The organism is Vibrio rhizosphaerae, from assembly GCF_024347095.1.
Taxonomy (GTDB): Bacteria; Pseudomonadota; Gammaproteobacteria; order Enterobacterales; family Vibrionaceae; genus Vibrio; species Vibrio rhizosphaerae.
Window position 1 is genome coordinate 110,320 of record NZ_AP024903.1, and the last position, 21,877, is coordinate 132,196.

The following is a 21,877-nucleotide window of genomic DNA, read 5'->3' on the forward strand; positions in this document are numbered from 1 at the left end:
TAACATTTATGCAACACCAAGAATGACACCACATTTCTTATAAATCTAGCGGTTTCACGGATTTGTTGCGGGTGAATCGAAGGCGAGTCACACCGTGTTACAGATCAGGCGAATAGCGTGAGGGTTGTGCAGGCATGATAACCGATTATCAGACCGAGGACGGAGAAAATGACGCCGCATAGACCATCGATAAATACGGCTGCAGACTGCAATCGATGTTGTAATCGCTGACTGGAAAGCAGCCACGCAAGAAGCGCGAACCAGAAAAAAGACAACCCCCACAGGATCACCAAAGCGAGTAGTTTACCTGAAGCGGAAAAGTCGACCGGGATCAGACTCGACATCAGGCTGATGAAAAAGACCAGCGCTTTAGGATTGAGAAGATTGGTCAGAAAGCCTTTGGAAAAAGCCTGCTTGCGGTTGTCGAGCCACAACGATGACGATGAGGGCTGTGGCGATTGGTGGCGGTTATGTCTGCGTTGGTAAAGGCCTTTCAGGGTCGATATACCTAGCCAGCCGAGATAACTGCCTCCCGCGATCTGAATCAGTGCGAACCAGACCGGATGAGTATGGACAATCAGACTGATACCGGTCAGGCTGAGAATCGAATGGGTCAAAATACCGAATGAGAGGCCGAGCGCAATATAAATGCCAGTGCTTCTGCCATAGCGGGTGGCATTTTGAACCACCAGTGCGAAATCCGGACCCGGACTCATTAAGGCGATCCAGTGGATACTCGCGAGCGTCAGGAGAATGTGGGATTCAGTGAGCATGTCTGTCGGTTTTTCTCTCGGTTATTTCGGCTTTGTATCAAATGATTATTTTTCTATTACAACGACAGGGCGTTTACGATGATGCGCACGAATCCCATCATAACTAAAGAGTATCAACGCTCCCCAGATAAACAGAAAGGTTGTGGCTTTATCGGTGCTAAAGGGCTCGTCGTAAAATAAAGTCGCCAGAATAAACATCATACTTGGGCCGATATATTGAAAGAACCCCAGCGTTGAAAGCTTCATCCGGGTCGCGGCACCGGCAAAACAGAGCAGGGGCAGCGTGGTGACCACACCGGCCATCGCAAGCAGTAGATTCAAATGGAATGAATTGTTAGCCAAATTACTGGTCGTAGAGTTGGCAAAACCAAACAAATAGACCAGAGCCACAGGAACTAAAATCGCTGTTTCAATAAATAAACCATTCAAGGCACTAACCATGACTTTTTTGCGTAACAGTCCGTAAATCCCGAATGAACTGGCAAGTGCAATGGCAATCACAGGGATCGAACCAAACAGCATGAGCTGGATCACCACACCAACGGTGGCAAGTGCCACGGCAATCCATTGCAGAATTCTTAGGCGCTCGCTGAGAAACACCATCCCCAGGATCACATTGAGTAATGGATTGATGAAATAACCGAGACTGGCATCCAGCAGATGATGATTATTAATGGCCCAGATAAAAATCAACCAGTTGCTGCCAATTAACACTGAGGTGGCGATTAAATAATAAATTTTACGCCGGTCAGACAGCAGATTACGGATCATCGGCCACTGTTTTCCGAAATACAGCAGGACGGCCAGCAGCACGAAAGACCAGAGGATTCGGTGGCAGATAATTTCGACCGGATTCATCGTGTCGAGCATTTTGAAGTAAACGGGTGCAATACCCCACATCAAATAGGCGGCAAGTGCAAAGAGCACACCCTGTCGTGCTTGCTGTTCTTCGTTCATGTTCGTTCCATTGAAGTCACATCATGCGTCATAAAACATGATGATAGAGTGATGGGACAGTCAGTATACACCAAGCAAACGAATCTCATGTATCGATTTGTGACACGCATTGATGCGAGAAAGGTCGTATAATTTGTGGTTTTATTCCGCATCTAACCCCACTACAATAGCCGCAGTGTATGACCATTCTCCGATTCAACCCATCATATTGAGTATTTCATGACCGCTGCATTGATTGCCGAACAAGACGACCACGCTTCAACCCGTCCAGAATCGATTCTGCAGACCGTTTTCGGTTACCAGACATTCCGACTGGGGCAAAAGGAGGTGATTGATGCGGTCATTGCCGGACAGGATAGCTTGGTGATTATGCCCACCGGCGGCGGAAAATCGTTGTGTTATCAAATCCCGGCAATCATGTTTGAAGGGGTGACTCTGGTTATTTCTCCGTTAATCTCACTGATGAAAGATCAGGTTGATCAATTGGTTGCTAACGGGGTTGCTGCGGCTTGTATTAATTCGAGTATGAGCAAAGAGGTGCTGATCGAGACTTATCAGCGGATGAATGCCGGCAGTTTAAAATTGGTCTATGTTTCCCCGGAACGGGTGCTGATGGCCGATTTTATAGAGCGGTTGCATCAGATGCAGATTGCGATGATTGCTGTCGATGAAGCGCACTGTATTTCCCAGTGGGGACACGATTTCCGTCCTGAATATGCGGCATTGGGACAATTAAAAAAGGCTTTTCCGCAAGTGCCGGTTATTGCTCTGACTGCCACTGCAGATGAATCTACACGACAAGATATTCAAACCCGGCTGCATTTAAATGCGCCTCATATTTATCTCGGGAGTTTTGACCGGCCGAATATTCGTTACGCCCTGTTGGAAAAACATAAACCGGTTTCTCAGGTCATTCGCTTCTTGGGGACGCAACAGGGGCAATGCGGCATTATTTATTGTGGCAGTCGGAAAAAAGTTGAAATGCTGACTGAAAAATTGTGTCAGAACCATTTCCGGGCGGCAGGGTATCATGCCGGTATGGATGTCGACGAACGAAGTTATGTTCAGGAAGCATTTCAGCGTGATGATGTGCAGATCGTGGTTGCGACCGTTGCATTCGGCATGGGGATCAATAAGTCCAATGTCCGCTTTGTGATGCATTTTGATATCCCTCGTAATATCGAGTCTTATTATCAGGAGACTGGCCGGGCAGGCCGAGATGGCTTACCGGCAGAAGCAGTGATGCTTTACGACCCGGCAGACATGGGCTGGCTGCGTCGTATTCTGGATGAGAAAGCCGATGGTCCACAAAAGCAGGTTGAAAGTCATAAACTCAATGCAATGAGCGCCTTTGCCGAGGCGCAAACCTGCCGGCGTCAGGTTTTGCTGAATTATTTCGGGGAATATCGTAAGCAGCCTTGTGGTAACTGTGATATTTGTCTTGACCCGCCCAAGATGTTCGATGCGACCAAAGAGGCACAGAAAGCGCTGTCTTGTGTGTATCGGGTCAATCAAAACTTCGGTATCGGCTACGTGGTGGAAGTACTGCGTGGGATGCAAAATATCCGGATCCGCGAAAATGGCCATGATCAGCTCAGTACCTACGGTATTGGCCGGGAACGCAGCCATGACTATTGGGTGAGTATCTTCCGTCAGCTCATTCATAAAGGGTTGTTACAACAAAATATTACCCGGAATTCGACATTACAGCTGACAGAGGAAGCGCGACCGCTTTTGCGGGGGGAAATTGCTCTGGAACTGGCGGTACCACGGTTGGATACCGCAGTGAAAGCATCCAAAGCCGAGAAGCTGATCAGCAAGAACTATGATCGACAGTTGTTTGCTAAGTTGCGCAAGCTGAGAAAATCGATTGCCGATGAGGAAGGCATTCCTCCTTATGTTGTATTCAGTGACGCGACGTTGATCGACATGGCCGATATTTTACCGACCTCGTATGGAGAGATGTTGGCGGTAAGTGGGGTCGGGCAACGGAAACTGGAAAAATATGCCGATCCGTTTTTGGATCTGATTCAGGAGCATTTGACCTATCATGGCTGAGTTTACCCTGCATGAATATTTCGCTGCATCTGGTGTGGTTGTCGTGGCAACGCAAGACTTTGATTTTGATTCATTTCCTCGTTTAGGTGGGCGCTTGATTGAATTGTTGCCCGCGTCGATTATTGAGCAGCAGTGCGATGCGGATATTCACACTTGGTTGATTGATTTTGAAGGGACACGGCTCTTTCTAAAGGCGGAACATTATGCCAGTGCCTTATGGCTTGAAGCATTGAATCCGACAGAAGATCGGGAAGTTATGGATTTTCTGGCCCATCTATTGACCCAAGGGCTATAAGTTTCCTTCAGGCCCGATCCTCTGTCGATTCAGGCGTTATTTTGCCTCCGGTTTAACTCACAGCGCTCCTTCGGTTTCGTAGATATCGTCCAGTGGATTCTTGGTGTCGCCCCCTGCCACCTGTTTTAGGTGGTTGGTCGTTTTCATCCATGCTTTGACTTGCGCATTACTGGCCGAGGCCGATATACCGGGCATACTGCTATCGGCAACGACCGGTGTGGGATAGATGATCGACCAGAGATACAGCCAAATTGCGGCATTATGTTTTTCAGACTGCTGTGTTTGATTGAAGAATTGGGTCAGTTGCTCCACAAATGCGACAGCGTTATGTAATGCACGATTCTCATCTCCGATAAATGGTGTTGATGCGACCGCTGAAGTCCGGTAGGAGTCGATCGCGATCCCTTTGAATTTCAGGCGGCTGACTACCTCCCGGGCCGCTTCACCGACCCAGCGGCCATTCAAATAATCTTTACTGTGGTTGGAGTAGAATGCATCCAGCAGTGACACGCGTTGCGGGACGATGTTGTCGGCTATCTGTCCTCGTTCAGCCAGCGTTACCAGTTGGTCGGCAAGCCGGAGTGCAACCTGATTGCCTAAACTGTGTCCGGCAAGGCGGATATCATGACCCCGATACCCTCGCATCGCCGTGAGATATTGTTGCAGTAGTAATTCAGTGACATTTTGTGTCGGGCCGGTATGGTAGTTGCCGCGACTGTCGCGCCAGCGCATTTTTTCAGGCCCGTTGGCTGACCAGATTTTTGCTTCAGCATCTTTTAGCTCGGATTCATCCGCAAACTGATCCCAATACAACATGGCCACATTGTAACCTTCGGCACGCCAAAGGTTAGCAAAATCAATATCAGGCGTTCCTCCGCCGTTTTCCCAGTAGACGGTCCTGTTTTGCTCGATGGTATGATTCGATTGCCAGCCGTGAATCAGAATCAGTGTTGGTTTGGATGGGTCATAATAGATGCCGCCATTCCGTGTATTTTGTCCCGCTTTCTGGTACTGGTCATTGGCGCCAAACCAGTACAACCCATAACTCAGTTGATCAAAATCCTGCCTCGGAAAGACGCCCGTTTTGGCGATCACATTGAAAGATAGACATACCGTAGCCAAGTAGATGAAGTATTTTTTAAGCATAATTTATCCATAGTTTGAAATGATTGAATTGAGCCGATGCTCAAATGGATAAAAGCGTTAATTTGATTTTGATGTCTATACCGATCTATTCGATTTATATATCGAAGCACATTTATAGCCACTGTTATATATAGTTATAACGATAATCATAAAGTCTGTTTTGGGGCTCGGTTGTCTGCCTGAGGTCATCCGTCATTCTCATATACCCACGTTTTTCTCTGCAAAAAAAGTGACATTGATAACATTATTGGAAACCGGTTTCCAATATTTACCCTCAATCTGAAAAATCGTGCTGAACACCACAATCTATTGTTGTTTATGGAATTAGACTGGCTTTGAACAATAACTGAGCTCTCGAAAAGATGCTGTGATTCTTGCAATAACGTCATTGGCTATGGCTGTTTCCAGATTTTGAAACGTTGCTGAAGTGATTGATGCTGGTAAGAACAGAGGGTGATGATTCTTTGGTTTCAAGGGGACATCATTTCAATTTCGGGAGGGTGGTCTGAAACGATAGATAAAATAAAGACGAGAAAACTATGGACAGGAAAACACAGATGGGATTGAAGGTACTCCCAGTGATGCTGGCTGCCTGCTGGTCAGCTAGTTCAGTTGCTGCCGCAGTGGATAAAGCAGCGCTGGACACTCAAATCCAACAACTCGAACAATTGCATCAGCAATATCAGAGTGAGTTAGAAAAGCTGAAACAAGAAAGAATGAATTATGAAGAGACGGCAGACACGGATTCAATTGCCTCTTTGAAAGCCATGATGGATCGGGTGCATATTTTTGGGTTCTTCAGAGCTAAATACGATCATGATGATCGTGAGCCAATTGGTTCCGGTGCCAATAACAAACACTTCTATATGGATTTAGAAGGCAAGATGAAAGTCTCGGATGATTGGAATGCAAACTTCCAGATTGAGACCCGGAAAGGCTATACCGTCACGCAATCATGGCGTAATGGGGATAACGGCAGCAGTGATCAGGACGGGACATTGCAGCGGATTTGGGTTGAAGGGCGTCCCGGCGGTGTCGGTGTCACACTAGGTACGAAATGGTGGGGCTACGGCTTCCAGGCCGTTCCGTTTGGCCATGCGGCCGACGGGGTTCAACTGGATTATGATGTTTTACCGGGATGGAATGCGAAAGCATTTTGGTTGAGACCGAGACAGGGTGATTTGGTGACCATGCCGAATAGTTCTGATATTTCAATTGCCGGTGCCAACCTGACTGGTAGCTTGACCGATGATTTGCAGACCAGTCTGACTTTTGCCACCAACGACAACAAAAATGATGCTCAGAAAATGGATCGCATGGGCGCATTTGAATTGCAATATCGCCTGAACGATGACTTTTTACTCCGTGGTGCATTTGCAATGACCAATGCTGAACACCATAACACCAGCCAAGAGTATCGGATCGATTATAAAGATACTGACTTAGCACAAGTAGGATCATACGGTCTTTATTTACGTTATATCGACTTCAGAAGATATGGGGATTATTCCCATGATGATGAATGGGGTTCATTACCATCTGATGCCAAAGGTGGCATTTTTGGGGTGAAATACGTGCTATTTAAAAATGTTGTCTGGGAAACCTTCTACTCTGTTCAGGAACGGTTCCGTTCTGGCGGCACTGATGCGGGTGCCTATCGACATCTATTCCGTACTCAGATTGATTTCCACTTCTAAGGAGGGCTGTACAAAATCGGTTGTTTTGTTTTTGTTCAATCATAAAGCTGTTTCACCAGAACAGCGCTATAAATAGACGTTAATAAGAAAAGCATATCATCAGAAAGTCGGCGGTTCAGGGGGAGAACCGTCGATCTTTCTTCTTCAGATTGCTGCCAGTGACGATGACAGGATTAAGGATGATCTAATGCTTTTGGGGAGCCATCTGTTCTTGTTGTGCGAGGATGATTTTTTCGTGTGCACGGAAAAAAGGCAGATATAGACAATAGGCATTAAAGATCGCAAACAGCACCATTAATACATTGACGATACTGCCATTTGCGGCCCAAGTAGCGCCGAGTGGTGCGGGAACGGTCCAGGGAAGCATCATGACGATGCGATCCATGACGCCGATTGAAGTCAGATACCAAGCGATGGTGGCATTGAAGATCGGCACAAAGATAAAGGGGAGAATAAATACCGGATTCATAATGATCGGAAAGCCAAACAAAATTGGTTCGTTAATATTAAAAATTGCAGGTAATAGCGCAACTTTTCCGACTGATTTCATGTGGTTAGAGCGGCTTTTTAACGCAAGATAGACCAGTGGCAGGGTTGAGCCCACGCCACCGATCAGGAGGAAAAAGTCCCAGAATGATGCGGTATAAATATGCGGTGGAATTTGTACACCGGTTTCGATAGCGGCTTGATTGGCGAGTAAATTGGTCATCCAGAAAGGATTCATAATACTGGTGACGATAATCGAACCGTGGATGCCGACAAACCACAGAAGCTGACAAACCAAAATTGAGATAATGACTGCAGCCAGACTATCCGAGGCGAGAATGAGTGGTTTGAACAGCGTTTCAATCAGGTGAGGGAAATGAACCCCTGCATAATGTTTTAATGTGATGTCAAACAACGATAAGGTCAGGAAGACGACGAAAATCGGAATCAGTAATTTAAACCCTTGTGCGGTAATCAGTGGCACGTCATCAGGCATGTGAATATACCAACCTTTTTTGATAAACAGGTTGATGATTTCAACGGCATAGATACCGGCAACGAGTGCCGTAAAAATGCCGCCGCCTCCCAAATAGTAGAGTTCTTGAGTACTCAGGGTTGAAAACCCGGACAACATCAGAAAAGAGAGGCAACCCGTTAATCCGGATAACCGCTCCGGAAGCCGGTACTGTTTTGCCAGACTGGCGGAGACCCCAAAAGAGACAATCATCGCAACCAGTCCGAGCGTGATCTGGTACATCGGGAGAATGAAAGGCTGTAAGCTGAGGCTGAACGATTTCCACCACAGTGCGATGGATGACGGTTCGCCCATCGACAGGGGAGCGGTGAGCGGAAAAATCAGCGGTACCAAGATACAACCAATAAAGACAAAAGGCATTGAGATCTGAAAACCATCACGCAGTGCGATCAGGTGAGGGCTTTGGCTTAACTTTCTTGCATAGGGCGAAAAATAATGATCAAGTGTATCCGCGAACAGTCTGGTAACGGAATGATTCATGGCAATCCTTGTCCTTGATGAATGATTTTGGAAACCGATTTTCCAAGCTGCTATTCTTCCACAAACTGCTATTGATAAATAAAGATTAGATCACACCTTCATACGGCAATATCGCTTCTTATTCGGGCAAAATCAGTGCCTTTCTCTCAATCTACATGATCTTGAATCGATGAATTTGTTTGATGGATCATAGAATCATACTCGCTTTTGACTGTTTTAATGATCCGATTCACATTCCCGCGGATTACACCTGGAAACCGGTTTCCAAGTGTAATCCGTGAGCGCATACTCTGAGTGTCTAAACAGATAATGGCCTAAACAAATTCAATAAGCGTCTAACGAATCAATGCTTAAACGAAAGCATCGTTGCAGCAAAGTATCGAAACGACGTAAGGAGTATCGGTTATGAAAAAGATCATGCTGTGTTGCTCAGCTGGAATGTCAACCTCGTTGCTGGTGAAGAAAATGGAAGCCGCAGCACAAGAGCGCGGCATTGAGGTAGAGATAAAGGCATATGGTACCTCGGAGTTCAGTGATCAGGTTGGTAACTATCAAGTTGTTTTGCTGGGCCCTCAGGTCAAGTACTTACAACAAGACTTACAAAAGAAAGCCGACAAATACGGTATCAGAGTCGAGCCTATCAATATGATGGATTATGGGATGCAAAATGGCGGGAAAGTGCTTGATTTTGCAATAGAACTGATAGGCGAGTGCGTTTGAGAAAAACCAAGAACAGGACATCAAAATGAGTACTCTATACGACCATGTGGTCAATTCAATTGAACAAAAACTAACACCACTAGCAGTCAAAGTTGGTCAACAGAAATATCTCACCTCGATCAGGGATGGTTTCATTGCGGCACTGCCGTTCATGATTGTCGGATCATTTATGCTAGTGTTTATCTTTCCACCATTTCCTGCGGATACGAGCTGGGGATTTGCCCGGGCATGGCTGGATTTTTCCAACGAATATCGCGATCAACTCATGTTACCTTTCAACCTCAGCATGGGGATTATGACCGTATTTATATCGGTTGGGATTGGCTCCAGTCTTGCCAAGCACCATGAGCTTGATCCGATGACGACGGGCCTGCTGGCATTGATGGCATTCATGCTGGTTGCCGCACCATTAAAAGATGGCTCGATTTCAATGCAGTATCTGTCAGGACAGGGAATTTTTACTGCTATCCTGACTGCGATTTATGCGACAGAAGTGTATGCCTTCCTGAAGCGTCACCATGTGACCATTAAACTGCCTCCGGAAGTTCCAACCGGGGTTTCCCGTTCGTTTGAAATCCTCATTCCGGTATTGTTCATCATTCTGACTTTGTACCCATTCAACTTATTCATTGAAGCACAAACCGGCATGATTTTACCTCAGGCAATCATGACATTGCTCCAGCCGTTGGTCTCTGCTTCGGACTCATTAGCTGCGGTATTACTTGCTGTTTTTATTTGTCAGCTTTTGTGGTTTGCAGGGATCCATGGTGCGTTAATCGTGACAGGGATTATGAACCCATTCTGGATGACTAACTTGTCTGAAAACCAAGTCGCGATGGCCGCAGGTGAAGCTCTGCCTCACATTTTCCTACAAGGTTTCTGGGATCACTACTTGCTGATCGGTGGGGTGGGATCAACCTTACCTCTCGCATTTTTACTGCTGAGATCAAAAGCCGTTCACTTAAGAACGATTGGGAAAATGGGGATTGTTCCCGGCTTCTTTAACATTAATGAACCTATTTTGTTCGGGGCACCGATCATCATGAACCCGGTATTCTTCCTGCCATTTATACTGGTGCCGATGATTAATGCTGTGTTTGCGTGGTTTGCCGTGGACTTAGGTCTCGTTGCAAAAGTGGTATCGCTGACACCATGGACAACACCGGGCCCAATCGGGGCGTCATGGGCCGCCAACTGGGCAGTTAGTCCGGTGATTCTTTCTATATTGTGTATGTGTTCTGCTGCGCTGATGTATCTGCCATTCCTGAAAGCTTATGAGAAACAGCTGCTAGATAAAGAAGCGACTGAAGCGCAGAAAAAAGAAGCTGAGCATCCACAAGGCGTCACTGTTTAAGTTCAGTGAATCATAAACCAACAAGATAAGAGATATTGTGCGGGCAGGGTTGCTGCCCGCTGATGGAGCGTAAATATGAAGTATCAATTCCCGCAGCATTTCTATTGGGGAAGTGCTGCCTCTGCCACGCAGACGGAAGGGGCGGCCTTTTCTGGCGGAAAAGGGGAAAATATCTGGGATCACTGGTACAAATCTGAACCGAATCGCTTTCACCAAGGCGTTTCTGCAACAGATGCATCAACGTTTTATGAGCATTTCCGTTCAGATATCCAATTGATGAAGGATATCAATCATAACAGTTTCCGGACTTCGATTTCATGGGCTCGTCTGATCCCAGAGGGGACGGGTGACGTTAATCCTGAAGCGGTTGATTTTTACAATCAAGTGATCGATACCCTGATTGAACAAGGGATCGAGCCATTTATCTGTCTGTTCCACTTTGATATGCCGATGAAAATGCAGGCTCTGGGGGGCTTTGAGAGTCGTCGTGTACTTCAGGCATATGCCGATTATGCTGAAACCTGTTTTCGTCTGTTCGGGGACCGGGTTAAACACTGGTTTACATTCAATGAGCCGATTGTGCCGGTTGAAGGCGGCTACTTGTACGATTTTCATTATCCGAATGTATTGGATTTTCGTCGTGCAGCGACTGTGGCCTACCACACCGTGCTGGCGCATGCGATGGCTGTCAGCAAGTATCGTGAACTGAAGTTAACTGGAAAAATCGGGATCGTGCTCAATCTGACGCCGTCCTATCCGCGCTCGCAACATCAGGCCGATCTGGAAGCGGCAAATATTTGCGATTTGATGTTTAACCGGAGCTTCCTCGATCCGGCGATTCGGGGTGAATATCCGCAGCAACTCGTTGCCTTACTCAAACAGTATGGACAATTGCCTGATATCCATGATGGTGATCGGGAACTGATTGCTCAAGGCAAAATCGACTTGTTAGGGATCAATTACTATCAGCCAAGAAGAGTCAAAGCGCGTTTGAGTGCTGTGAACCCTAATGCGCCTTTTGTGCCTGAATGGTTCTTTGAACCTTATGAAATGCCCGGCAGAAAAATGAATCCGCATCGGGGCTGGGAAATATATGAAAAAGGCATTTATGACATTCTGACCAACCTCCGTGAAAACTACGGCAATATTCCTTGCTATATTTCTGAAAACGGTATGGGGGTCGAAGGCGAGGAGAAATTCCTCAAAGATGGACAGATTCAGGACGACTATCGCATTGATTTCATTCGTGAACACTTGAAATGGATACATCGTGCAATTGAAGAAGGCTCAGCATGTTTTGGGTATCACCTCTGGACCTTTATTGATAACTGGTCTTGGTGCAATGCGTATAAAAATCGCTACGGTTTTTACCGACTCGATCTGGCAACGCAGCAACGCAGTGTGAAAAAAAGCGGTGAATGGTTCGCTCAGGTGTCTGAAGCAAATGGTTTTGATGATTGAACTACCGTACGCAGGATCGCGGTAAATAGGAGTCGAGAATGGATTTAGAAGAACAAGTCATGGGAATTATTGTCAATGCCGGACAATCCCGGAGTCTTTGTTATGAAGCACTGCGCAGTGCCAAAAGCGGGGATTTTGAGCAGGCAGATATGTTGTTACATCAGGCGAGTGAGTTTGCCAGCCTTGCACATCGTGTGCAGACGCAACTGATTGAAGCGGATGAAGGTGAAGGGAAAACACCGATGACGCTTATTATGGTTCATGCGCAGGACCATTTGATGACATCGATGCTTGCCAAGGAGTTGGTGGTTGAATTGATCGACGTATATCGGCGGATTGCACCGTGATTGATAGGCCTTGATTCGGACGGGATGTTACATCCGGTGATAACAATCACCGGATTGTCCGGGTTAATATTGTGCAGTCCTCTTGTTAAATATGTCTTCAAAGGTAAAATGAAAACAGACGGGAACCGTTTTCCATTCTGTATGTTCCCTTTGATTGACCTTGGTTAAATAGGATTGTCATGGTTACTATCACTGATGTCTCTCGGTTGGCAAATGTCTCAAAAGCGACGGTTTCTCGCGTGATGAGTGGCAGCCGGGGAGTGAAACAAGAAAGCCGCGAAGCTGTGCTCAGAGCGGTAGAAGAGCTTAACTACCGCCCCAATATCATGGCGCAGAGTCTGGCAACCCAGAAGTCTGACTATGTTGGTGTCGTTCTGACGAGCTCGGATACAGGGCAAGTTTCTACTTTTTTGCCATTATTGTGCAATGCTCTCAAACAAAGAGATAAGCGGATGTTGGTCAATTTTGCCGACACACCGGATGAGTATCGCCGGGTGATGGAATCATGGGGGCATGGCCAGTGTGATGCCATTATTACCTTCGGGGGGGATATTCCGGCTTCAGCGCTCGACAAGACAATTGCGGTCGATAGTTATGTACATGATAATTGTCGCTCTATCAGTTACGACTACCGTTTTGCCTGTGAAAGTGCCTGCCGCTATCTTTCCAGCCAGGGGCATGCATCTGTCGCGATTTTACTCGATGGTCAGAATTACGCGTCTCAACAAGTGCTGGAAGGCTATAAAATCGCCATGCAGAACATGTCAATTCCGATCAACCGGCAACTCATTGTCAGCGCAGATGAAAGTGCGGAGCTGGCGATGATGAATCTTTTGAACAGTTATTCATCATTCACATCACTGATTGTGATGAAAGACAGCCATGCAGCTATCGCCATGAAACTGCTTCAAGATTTTAATCTGTCGACCCCACAGGATGTATCGATTCTGTCACTGGAAGATTCGTCTCTGGCCAAGCAGTTAACCCCGGCGCTAACATGTATCAGTTATCCGTCTGAGCGACTGGTTGCCGTGTTAATGAAAGAGCTCGATAACTTCCTCGAACGCCATCCGTCAGAAAACAAATCAAGTATTCAGGGGAATCTGGTTGTGCGAGATTCGGTGGTCAATCGCAACTGATACATCTCCTCGGTAGCGATAATCTTTCTCTCATGTCGCCAACAGACTGATATGGATTCACAGGCTGTAGCGATATGGGGATTTATATCTCTCCATTCGTTTGTCTATCTATCTATTTATATTTCTAATTCTAATGTTATTTATTTTAATTATTGATGTATCCAAATAACTCATCATATTAATAAATTGTTATTTATGGGCCTTTAAATTTTATTTTTACCAATAATAATGAGGTTTTTTTTGAACAATTCATGCAAATGTGAATTATGTCATTGACTTTCAAGAAAAAATTAACGATCGTATGTACTCATTTTCATAGTGTGATGCCTGTTGATTTTAAGCACGTCTGACATTACTCATGAATCAATCTAATTGCCGCAGTCAGTATTATGATCTGATGGTAAATTTAAAATTGAATATCAAAACTGATGAATGTGACTTTGATAGAGAGTAAGGTTCAGTCTTACCAAGCTTTAACCCCCACAACCGTTCGTATCGAGCTGGAGAATTCCCAGACTGTGATTCTGACAGTCTCACAATCATGGGTATTGAATCAGGGTGACTTGATTGCTATCGCCGGGATTCAGGATCCTAAAAGCGATATGTTTTTAGGGTATGGATATATCAATCAGTCACGACATGTTCAATCAATCACACGCAGTAACGGACAGCCTTTTCTTCTTTTTGGTACACTGATGAGTGTCATCACATTAGGTGTCCTTGCTTTTATCTTTTCGGGAAGTGGGGTTATCCCTTTTTATGATATTCTACTGACTCTTCCTCTCTTGTTTATATTCCTGTTTTCAGTCTTCTTTATTTGGATTGGCGTTAAAGCCAAACGAAAAGAACGATGCGTGAAGAGAATGCTGGAGCAAGTGGAAATGAATAATCGGCATGAATCACGAAGATTTGAGCAGAGTATTTAATCTGCGTTGAAGCGCTAAAAGGTTGTTTAGTGATATGGTGTGATGACTCACTGTGTAGGTAACTGTTGCGTGATAACACTTTTGAATTCGAAACTATGTTTGGACACACAAGGTCACCAATCAATAATATTGTCGGAAGAGCCGACACTGTGCTTTATAGATGCAGATAAATTACTCTGGAATTGATTTTATATTTTGACTTTCTTACTTTAAATCAGCCGTTGTAACTGAACGAAACAATCGCCTAAAAATCTTCAGTATGGCGTAGCTGTATTGATTGTTTTGTAACCATCATGAAGCCGGCCACGTCGTCGTCATATCTTTTGATAACTAATACTTTGTTCTATTCCCCCCTATCTTGCTACCCAATACTTTAAAAACGAAAGGATGTCGGACGAACGGAAAAACCATCATCTATTGTCGTCGCAATCAATAGATTTGATAGCTATGGATTATTTGAATTATAGATGTTCTGATTAAAATATATTCAAAACGTTAATGAATTTGTGTATTTGTTATTTTTTTTATTTTTTTATTACAATTTGGTATTTTTTATGAGAGTATAATGTTAAATTTGTTGCATTGATTGTTATTTCATTGCTGTTTATTTAATACAGTTTCTTATTGTTCTGAGTGTTTTCATGAAATGTTGATTGTCTTTTTCAGTTTGGTCACTTTCTTACTTAGCTTGAGGAAACTATAGAATTAACGAGTTAGTTGGGATGATGAGGCGAGAAAATTTCCTTGAGACGGAAGGTGAGGTGTTTTTTTATCTGAGAGATAATGTCGTGATTGAGCCATTAGTCGAGCATTGGTATGCATGGCACTATTTACTTTCTCCGGTCGCCCGTTCTTTTTTTATGAGGAAGAATAGGAAGCAGTTAAGATCATTTTTAAAACACCCTGAATTTCATAGCAGTATTTCCAGTGGAAAAGTAGGTACGGTCAGATTATCTGTTGATGACGTATTTAGTGTGAAGCAGTACCTAGATAGCACTCAACAACTCGAGTCGCAACAAGAACAATTAGTTTCTGCTGTAGAAAAGCTTGATGATTTAGTTTTGCAATTTAGAGGTGATAGTTTAGAGCCTCTGTATCAAGAAATTCCTTTTGAGTTAAAGGGTAGGACAGAGCTTTTCTATGATCGGAATCAGAGTGGATCATATCGTCTTTTTGAAAATGCATTTGAGGGAATATTTGATAGGTGTGAAAGTGTGTTATTCACATTAAAAACGGATTACATCAAACGTCCACCAGTGTTTAATACACCACGCTTAACCTGTCATGAAGGTCAGTTTCTGATTAATATTGATTTTAAAGATAAAATACTTGATAAAATTTTTGAGTCAAGACAAGCCCCGATCGATTTCAACAAGCTGTGCCGGGAAATGAAGTTGACTGATGAAGAGAAACAGAAGTTCAGAAAGTTTTTTACGTCAGAGTATAGAGAAAAAGAATTATCAGAGCCTGATGGTGGAAAGATTCGTTATTTTGGTCATGCAACGTTATTGATTGAAACTGCATCTGAATCATTACTGATTGATCCCTGGATTCAGAATGAGTCTTTTGAAAAAGATGGGAAGAATTCATACTCGCTATCTGATTTACCTACTCATATCGATTATGTCGTGATCACTCATGGGCATGCTGATCACTTTAATATAGAAACCTTGCTCCAAATCAGACATAAAGTCGGGCAGATCATTATTCCTAAAAGTTCTGGCGACATGATTGAAGACCCATCACTGGCAAAGATACTTAAACAAATCGGTTTTGGAAATGTAGTTGAAGTAGAGCCGTTTGAGAAGATTCATGGAAGTACTTTCCAACTACATACTATTCCTTTTTTGGGAGAGCATGGCGATCTTCGAGTGGATGCAAAGTCATCTTATTATATTGAAACTGATTCTGAGCAACTACTTATATTATCGGACTCGAAGTTTATACAAGAAGAAATTTATCAGTATCTGTTCAAGCACTCGCTTAAAGTTAGCAAGATGTTTGTTGGCATGGAGTGTGAAGGTGCACCATATACTTGGCTATATGAACCTATTTTAAATCAAGGTTATCAACCAGAATACGCAAAAAATAGACGACTAACTGGCTGTAACTGTAATGAGACCGAACAGTTAATTCAATTGATTAACCCTGATTTTGTATTTGTTTATGCGATGGGACTTGAGCCATGGCTTGAATATTTAACTGGTAAGCCTGCAAGCTTCGATGACTATATCGTTAGAGAGTATAAACATTTAGAAGAAAAAATGTTTCAGGAAGGTAGGTCGATCAAGTTGTTATATTGGTCTGAAGAGATTTCAATTTGATTTTAATTTAGCGATGCGTATGGAAAATTATAAGATATATCAGTTAACGACTGAAGACCTTGAGTTCATCTACCGTACTTGTCATCAGTTGATAGAAAGGCATGATTCGGTTGAAAATGATTGTTTCGCCAGAGACTGTTCGTTATATGCGATGGAACTCAGCCGAAATTTGAGAGAGGCTATATTAGATTTTAAAAATACGGCTCACAGTTACGCCGCATTCTTAATTAATGGTCTTCCGTTCGATATTGAAAATATTAAGACACCCAGTACTTGGGACTGTAATTGGCATCATTCAGAGACGTTTACTTATGAAGTGATCCATTCATTAATTTCCTGTCTGTTTGGTGAAATTTTTGGGTGGTCAACACAAGAGAATGGCCGCTTTATGCGTTATGTTGTGCCCATCCAAGGAGATGCTTATGAACAGTTGGGGTCAAGCAGTTCTGTTGAATTGGATTGGCATACGGAAGAAGCCTTCCATCCAACACCGGCTGATTATGTTTCGTTAATGTGTTATCGCAATTCGGAACAGGCAGCGACATCATTATGTCATGTCGATGAAATTGTCCGTCAGTTAGATGAGAAAATACTTGATGTTCTGTTTAGCAGGTCTTTTTGCATTGCGCCAGATACATCACATCATGTCAAAGAAAATAAGAGTAACCACTGGGATATTGATATTAAAAAGTACTGTATGAGCGCTGAAGCTAAGTATGCAGATACCCCTGTATCAATTTTATACGGAAATAGGGAATGGCCTTTCATGCGAGCAGATATGCCTTATATGGTAGTGCTTGGTGAAAATAAAGATGCTGAAATGGCACTGGAACAATTCAAGTCAGTTGTGAACCAATCTCTGATTGATGTCTGTCTAACTGAGGGACAGATCATGCTGATTGATAATAGAAGAGCTGTGCACGGCAGGCGTCAGTTTTCAGCAAAATATGATAATTATGGTCGGTGGTTAAAGAGAATTAATATTATCAGGGATCTGCGTGCTTTAACTTCAGAATTTAACCAGCTGTGCGACAGACGCATTGTATAAGGAATGTTATTATGCATCATAAATATATCATTATTGGCGCAGGACCTGCTGGATTGCAGCTCGCTTATTATTTCGAAAAATCAAATGAAGATTATTTGATTCTAGAAAGGGGTCATTGTTCAGGGAATACATTTAAAATTTTACCAAAACATGGTAAGTTGATTTCTATTAATAAGGTTTATACAGGTTACCATGATGATGAGGTCAATCTTCGTTGGGACTGGAATTCATTATTAAATGATGAAGGTTTTCTTTTTAAATATTATTCTGAGAAATATTTTCCTGATGCGAAAGATTTAGTTCAGTATCTGAATGATTTTAAAAATAAGTTTGGACTAAAGGTGGATTACAATGTTGATATTATCTCCATTGATAAAGATGAACACTTTTCATTAAAGGATGCTGATGGTAAGGTTTACACATGTGATAAACTCATTATATCGACTGGATTAGCAAAAGAAAATAAGCCTTGTTTCCCTGGTAGTGAATATGTAAAAACTTACACGAAAGCTTCAGTTAATCCTGATGATTATAAAAATAAGTCTGTTTTAATTTTAGGGAAAGGTAACTCTGCTTTTGAAACGGCTGATAATTTAATTGAAACAGCGTCTGTTATACATCTTTTAAGCCCGAAACCAGTAAAAATGGCATGGAAAACACATTATGTTGGGCATTTGAGAGCAGTCAATAACAATATATTAGATACATATCAGTTAAAGTCACAGAACACTATTCTTGATGCTGAAGTAACAAGTATTACTAAAGATAAAGACAAGTATATTGTTGATTTTTTTTATACTCATGCAAATGGGCAGAATTGGCAGATAGTTGTTGACGAAATTATTTCATGTATCGGTTTCTCTTTTGACAATAGTATATTCGAAGGTAATGCAGTTCCTCAACTTACTGAAAATAATAAATATCCTGATATGACAGAGTATTGGGAGTCATCAAATGTTGATGGTATGTTTTTTGCTGGAACAATAATGCATATGCGTGATTATAAAAAATCATTTTCTGGATTTATTCATGGGTTCAGATACAACGTGAAAGCATTGGCTGAAATATTAAAAATGAAGCAAGGAGAAAATGCATTTCATCGTGAGAAGATGAACTCATTTGAATCTGCCTATGAAAAAATAATGTACCGAATTCATAGTAATTCGTCACTATATCAGCAGCCTGGGTTTATTAGTGATGTGCTAATTATTAGTGACGAATATCTTGAATACGTTGTCGATGTGCCGGTAGATATTATTGAAAATATATATCATAAATCAAACCATATTCGGTTAACTTTTGAATATGGAAAGAAAGAATATCCCGATCCATTTAATGTTATCCGGATGCCGGATGATGGCGATAGCAGTACGTTTATCCATCCGGTATTCCGCGTCTATAAAGATGGTGCCATTGTAGATGAATACCATATTCCTGAAGATTTGCAGAATGAATGGGATAAGGAAATGTATACAACACCTTTTAAAAGTTTCTTGAAAATGGTTTTGCCATTGGAAAGGAAATATATGTCTCAAGGTAAGAGACATGAAACGTTAGGTAACTATTGTTCATAAGGAAAATATCATGAAAAAATCAAACGTACAGAAAAAAGCGAAAATTAGCCGTAACAAGAATGGCCAATACTTGGGCAATCTGATCGGTTAAAGCCGTCATGGTCCCCACATTGTTGGGGACCATATGGAGGATTTATGATTGTAATAAGACCAGAAAAATATAAGCAGTTGGGTGAGTCTGAAAACTGTGATTTTGTGCTACTGACGAATAGTGAATTCTCTGACAAATTCGAAATATCAACGGAGAATGACTATCTGTCGACAGAAATAATAGCTTGTGATACTCCAGAAAGCTTTCATCACATTTTGGATCATCAAAAATTAGCGAGACTGTTCATTATTCTGTGTCACGCCCATTTTTATAAATCCAGGTATGGGGTGAGTCGACCTTCAAAGTGGATACTGAGCTGAGACAGCGTCAGGTTCCAGTTTTGCACCGGATGCGTCCATTTTTCACTGGCTTTCAACATACCTGCATACAATAGCTTGAGCAAGCTGGTTTCATTGGCGAAGCCACCTTTGGTCTTGGTCAGCTTGCGGAACTGCCGATGTACCGCCTCAACCGCATTGGTGGTGTAAATAGCTCTGCGAACCTGCTCGGGATATTTGAAATATACCGATAGGTTCTCCCATTTATTGCGCCATGACTGAATCACCAACGGATATTGTTGCCCCCATTTGATTTCCAGCTCATCAAGTTCGTGCTCGGCAGCCTTGAGCGTCGCAGCTTTATAGACGCACTTTAAATCTGCCATAAAAGCTTTCTGATTTTTGCTGGCGACATATTTCATCGAGTTGCGGATTTGATGGATAACACAGAGCTGAACTTCGGTTTGCGGATAAATGGTTTCAATCGCTTCTGGGAATCCTTTGAGACCATCGACACAGGAAATACAGATATCTTTGACACCGCGATTTTGTAAGTCGGTCAGGACACTGAGCCAGTAATGCGCGCCTTCGGCATCAGAGAGATAAATGCCCAGCAGCTCTTTTTTTCCTTCGATATTGAGTGCAAGGATGGTGTAAATAGCTTTGGAAACAAAGCGGCCGTTTTCCTTGATTTTGTAGTGAACGGCATCGAGCCATACGACCGGATAGACGGGGTCTAAATCGCGCTCCTGCCATGCTCTGAGCTCAGGAATAAGACGGTCGGTGATGGCGTTAATCGTGCCATTGGAAACGCTGATACCATACATATCCAGCAGATATTCGCGGATATGTTGATAGCTGTTGCCAAGGGCAAACAAGGAAAGGACATTGCGTTCCATCTCATCGGTCAGCCGGGTCTGGTGCTTCTTGACAGTTTGCGGGTCAAAAGAGCCATTGCGGTCACGGGGAGTTTCGAGTTCAAATTCGCCGGATGAGGTTTTGATATTTTTCCGGGACTTACCATTTTTTCGATTATCGGGTTCATCAGCAAGGTGCTGGTCAATTTCAGCGCCGAGAGCAGCTTCAGTGATTTGCTTAATCAGCGGCGTGAGCAGGCCATCTTTGCCGTTCAGTCCTTGTCCAGATTGGAGAGCTTTGGCAAAGGCCTGAATATCGATTTCGAATTTATCGTCAGACATAAAGTGTCATTTCCTTTTTGGTTCAGTTTACAGAAATGACACAGAATTTTGAACACTACCAAATTAGCCCGTCAAACCCATTTCCTTGTCATTTCTCCTAATGCCTTATTCTCTTCTCCACCGGCAGAGAAAATTGCAGAGAAGTGTAAAATTATTTCAATGCCTTGTAACTCAACAGAAATATTTTTAGAAGATATAAATTATTTCTTAGAAAAAATGGAATTGACAGAACCTGATGCCCAAAAAGCTTGGGCGGATCACTTCTTTGATCATATCGAAGAATCTGACCATATTCAGTTTGTTGATAAAAAGAATGGTTGCGAAGCCATCTTTCTTCATGACAGTGACGAATATTGCTGGTTTGAACAATTGGGTCGTCTCAACTGGGGAGAGCAGCAATTTGTGCCGTCTGGTGAAATCAGTGTATTGCCACTGTTTCATGGAAACTACAATGCGGAAAAACGGTTAAATATACAGGGCGAAATTGCTTTTCGTGGATATCCTATTGTTAACAATGGCTCTGTGTCTTTTTTAAGAGAAGACCAGAATAGAATTTTTGATGCATTAGAATCGCTTTATAAAATACCGATTATTGCGACTGTCGAGAACGGCATAATTACTTCATTACGTAGTGATATCGAAAACCATCCTGCGATTGTGATGTTAGAGAAGTTATTTGATATCGACTCGCGTTACAGAATTATTTGGGAGATTGGTTTTGGGACCAATCAGGATATCTATTTTCAGAAAGGAAACCGTTCGCCCAATGAATGTTATGGCGGTAGCAATGGTACTGTCCATTGGGGGCTGGGCCTAACGCCGTGGACCCAATATCACATCGATATTATTTGTCCGGACACTGTCGTCTATACGTCAGACGAAGTCATTATTGCCGGTGAAGTGAAAGAGAAAAAGTCACTGAGACGAGTCAAATCAGCAGGCTGTCCATGTATTAATTAATATGCGGAAAAATCGACCTTAAATTGGAT

General features: G+C 43.1%; 18 protein-coding genes. 13 read left to right on the top strand and 5 right to left on the bottom strand.

Features of this window, described 5'->3' with window-relative positions:
• Positions 1 to 104 precede the first annotated feature (104 nt).
• Both OCV37_RS00460 and rarD read right to left on the bottom strand, forming a co-directional pair.
• Positions 105 to 773, bottom strand: coding sequence for a LysE family translocator (locus OCV37_RS00460; RefSeq protein WP_038181095.1), 669 nt, complete (start codon positions 771 to 773; stop codon positions 105 to 107).
• Between the two features lie 45 nt (positions 774 to 818).
• Entirely contained in the window at positions 819 to 1,730 is a 912-nt protein-coding gene (gene rarD, locus OCV37_RS00465; protein WP_038181091.1) for an EamA family transporter RarD, read from the bottom strand.
• Positions 1,731 to 1,949: 219 nt separating this feature from the next.
• On the opposite strand from rarD, the gene recQ reads away from it, so the two are divergent.
• Positions 1,950 to 3,788 carry an ATP-dependent DNA helicase RecQ gene (gene recQ / locus OCV37_RS00470; protein WP_038181090.1) on the top strand — a complete coding sequence of 613 codons (1,839 nt, stop codon included), beginning with the start codon at positions 1,950 to 1,952 and terminating at the stop codon, positions 3,786 to 3,788.
• Positions 3,778 to 4,083, top strand: a complete 306-nt coding sequence (locus tag OCV37_RS00475; RefSeq protein WP_211252051.1) for a DUF3630 family protein — start codon at positions 3,778 to 3,780, stop codon at positions 4,081 to 4,083. Before recQ ends, OCV37_RS00475 begins: the two co-directional genes overlap by 11 nt.
• A gap of 57 nt (positions 4,084 to 4,140) precedes the next feature.
• Here OCV37_RS00475 and OCV37_RS00480 read toward each other — a convergent pair whose 3' ends face one another.
• On the bottom strand, positions 4,141 to 5,229 hold the full coding sequence (locus OCV37_RS00480; RefSeq protein ID WP_038181084.1) for a hypothetical protein: 1,089 nt from the start codon (positions 5,227 to 5,229) through the stop codon (positions 4,141 to 4,143).
• Between the two features lie 557 nt (positions 5,230 to 5,786).
• On the opposite strand from OCV37_RS00480, the gene OCV37_RS00485 reads away from it, so the two are divergent.
• The gene (locus OCV37_RS00485) at positions 5,787 to 6,926 is read left to right on the top strand and encodes a PspA/IM30 family protein (protein ID WP_038181082.1); all 1,140 of its coding nucleotides are present in this window, start codon (positions 5,787 to 5,789) and stop codon (positions 6,924 to 6,926) included.
• 184 nt (positions 6,927 to 7,110) lie between these two features.
• Here the strand turns inward: OCV37_RS00485 and OCV37_RS00490 are convergent, their stop codons facing one another.
• Positions 7,111 to 8,427 (bottom strand): PTS sugar transporter subunit IIC, encoded by a 1,317-nt coding sequence (locus tag OCV37_RS00490; RefSeq protein ID WP_038181080.1) that lies wholly within the window; start codon positions 8,425 to 8,427, stop codon positions 7,111 to 7,113.
• A gap of 405 nt (positions 8,428 to 8,832) precedes the next feature.
• Here OCV37_RS00490 and OCV37_RS00495 point away from each other — a divergent pair, with 405 nt between their 5' ends.
• The 9 genes from OCV37_RS00495 (at position 8,833) to OCV37_RS00535 (ending at position 19,320) form a co-directional block, all read left to right on the top strand.
• On the top strand, positions 8,833 to 9,147 hold the full coding sequence (locus tag OCV37_RS00495) for a PTS sugar transporter subunit IIB (protein ID WP_038181079.1): 315 nt from the start codon (positions 8,833 to 8,835) through the stop codon (positions 9,145 to 9,147).
• A 25-nt stretch (positions 9,148 to 9,172) separates the two neighbouring features.
• Positions 9,173 to 10,501: a PTS sugar transporter subunit IIC gene (locus OCV37_RS00500; RefSeq protein ID WP_038181076.1), complete on the top strand. Its 1,329-nt coding sequence runs from the start codon at positions 9,173 to 9,175 to the stop codon at positions 10,499 to 10,501.
• A 75-nt stretch (positions 10,502 to 10,576) separates the two neighbouring features.
• Positions 10,577 to 11,962, top strand: a complete 1,386-nt coding sequence (locus OCV37_RS00505; protein ID WP_038181075.1) for a glycoside hydrolase family 1 protein — start codon at positions 10,577 to 10,579, stop codon at positions 11,960 to 11,962.
• A gap of 38 nt (positions 11,963 to 12,000) precedes the next feature.
• Positions 12,001 to 12,309, top strand: a complete 309-nt coding sequence (locus tag OCV37_RS00510; RefSeq protein WP_038181073.1) for a PTS lactose/cellobiose transporter subunit IIA — start codon at positions 12,001 to 12,003, stop codon at positions 12,307 to 12,309.
• Positions 12,310 to 12,488: 179 nt separating this feature from the next.
• A complete protein-coding gene (locus OCV37_RS00515; RefSeq protein ID WP_038181071.1) occupies positions 12,489 to 13,448 on the top strand; it encodes a LacI family DNA-binding transcriptional regulator in 960 nt (319 codons plus the stop codon).
• Positions 13,449 to 13,888: 440 nt separating this feature from the next.
• On the top strand, positions 13,889 to 14,374 hold the full coding sequence (locus OCV37_RS00520) for a hypothetical protein (RefSeq protein WP_157634962.1): 486 nt from the start codon (positions 13,889 to 13,891) through the stop codon (positions 14,372 to 14,374).
• Positions 14,375 to 15,099: 725 nt separating this feature from the next.
• Entirely contained in the window at positions 15,100 to 16,698 is a 1,599-nt protein-coding gene (locus OCV37_RS00525) for an MBL fold metallo-hydrolase (protein WP_261888139.1), read from the top strand.
• Positions 16,699 to 16,717: 19 nt separating this feature from the next.
• Positions 16,718 to 17,746, top strand: a complete 1,029-nt coding sequence (locus OCV37_RS00530; RefSeq protein WP_169739363.1) for a TauD/TfdA family dioxygenase — start codon at positions 16,718 to 16,720, stop codon at positions 17,744 to 17,746.
• A gap of 11 nt (positions 17,747 to 17,757) precedes the next feature.
• Complete coding sequence (locus OCV37_RS00535) at positions 17,758 to 19,320, top strand: NAD(P)-binding domain-containing protein (protein WP_051680529.1); 1,563 nt, start codon at positions 17,758 to 17,760, stop codon at positions 19,318 to 19,320.
• A 359-nt stretch (positions 19,321 to 19,679) separates the two neighbouring features.
• Here the strand turns inward: OCV37_RS00535 and OCV37_RS00540 are convergent, their stop codons facing one another.
• On the bottom strand, positions 19,680 to 20,888 hold the full coding sequence (locus OCV37_RS00540; RefSeq protein ID WP_261888062.1) for an IS256 family transposase: 1,209 nt from the start codon (positions 20,886 to 20,888) through the stop codon (positions 19,680 to 19,682).
• A gap of 48 nt (positions 20,889 to 20,936) precedes the next feature.
• Between OCV37_RS00540 and OCV37_RS00545 the strand changes: the two genes are divergently transcribed.
• On the top strand, positions 20,937 to 21,848 hold the full coding sequence (locus OCV37_RS00545) for a hypothetical protein (RefSeq protein ID WP_157634888.1): 912 nt from the start codon (positions 20,937 to 20,939) through the stop codon (positions 21,846 to 21,848).
• The last annotated feature ends 29 nt before the right edge of the window (positions 21,849 to 21,877 follow it).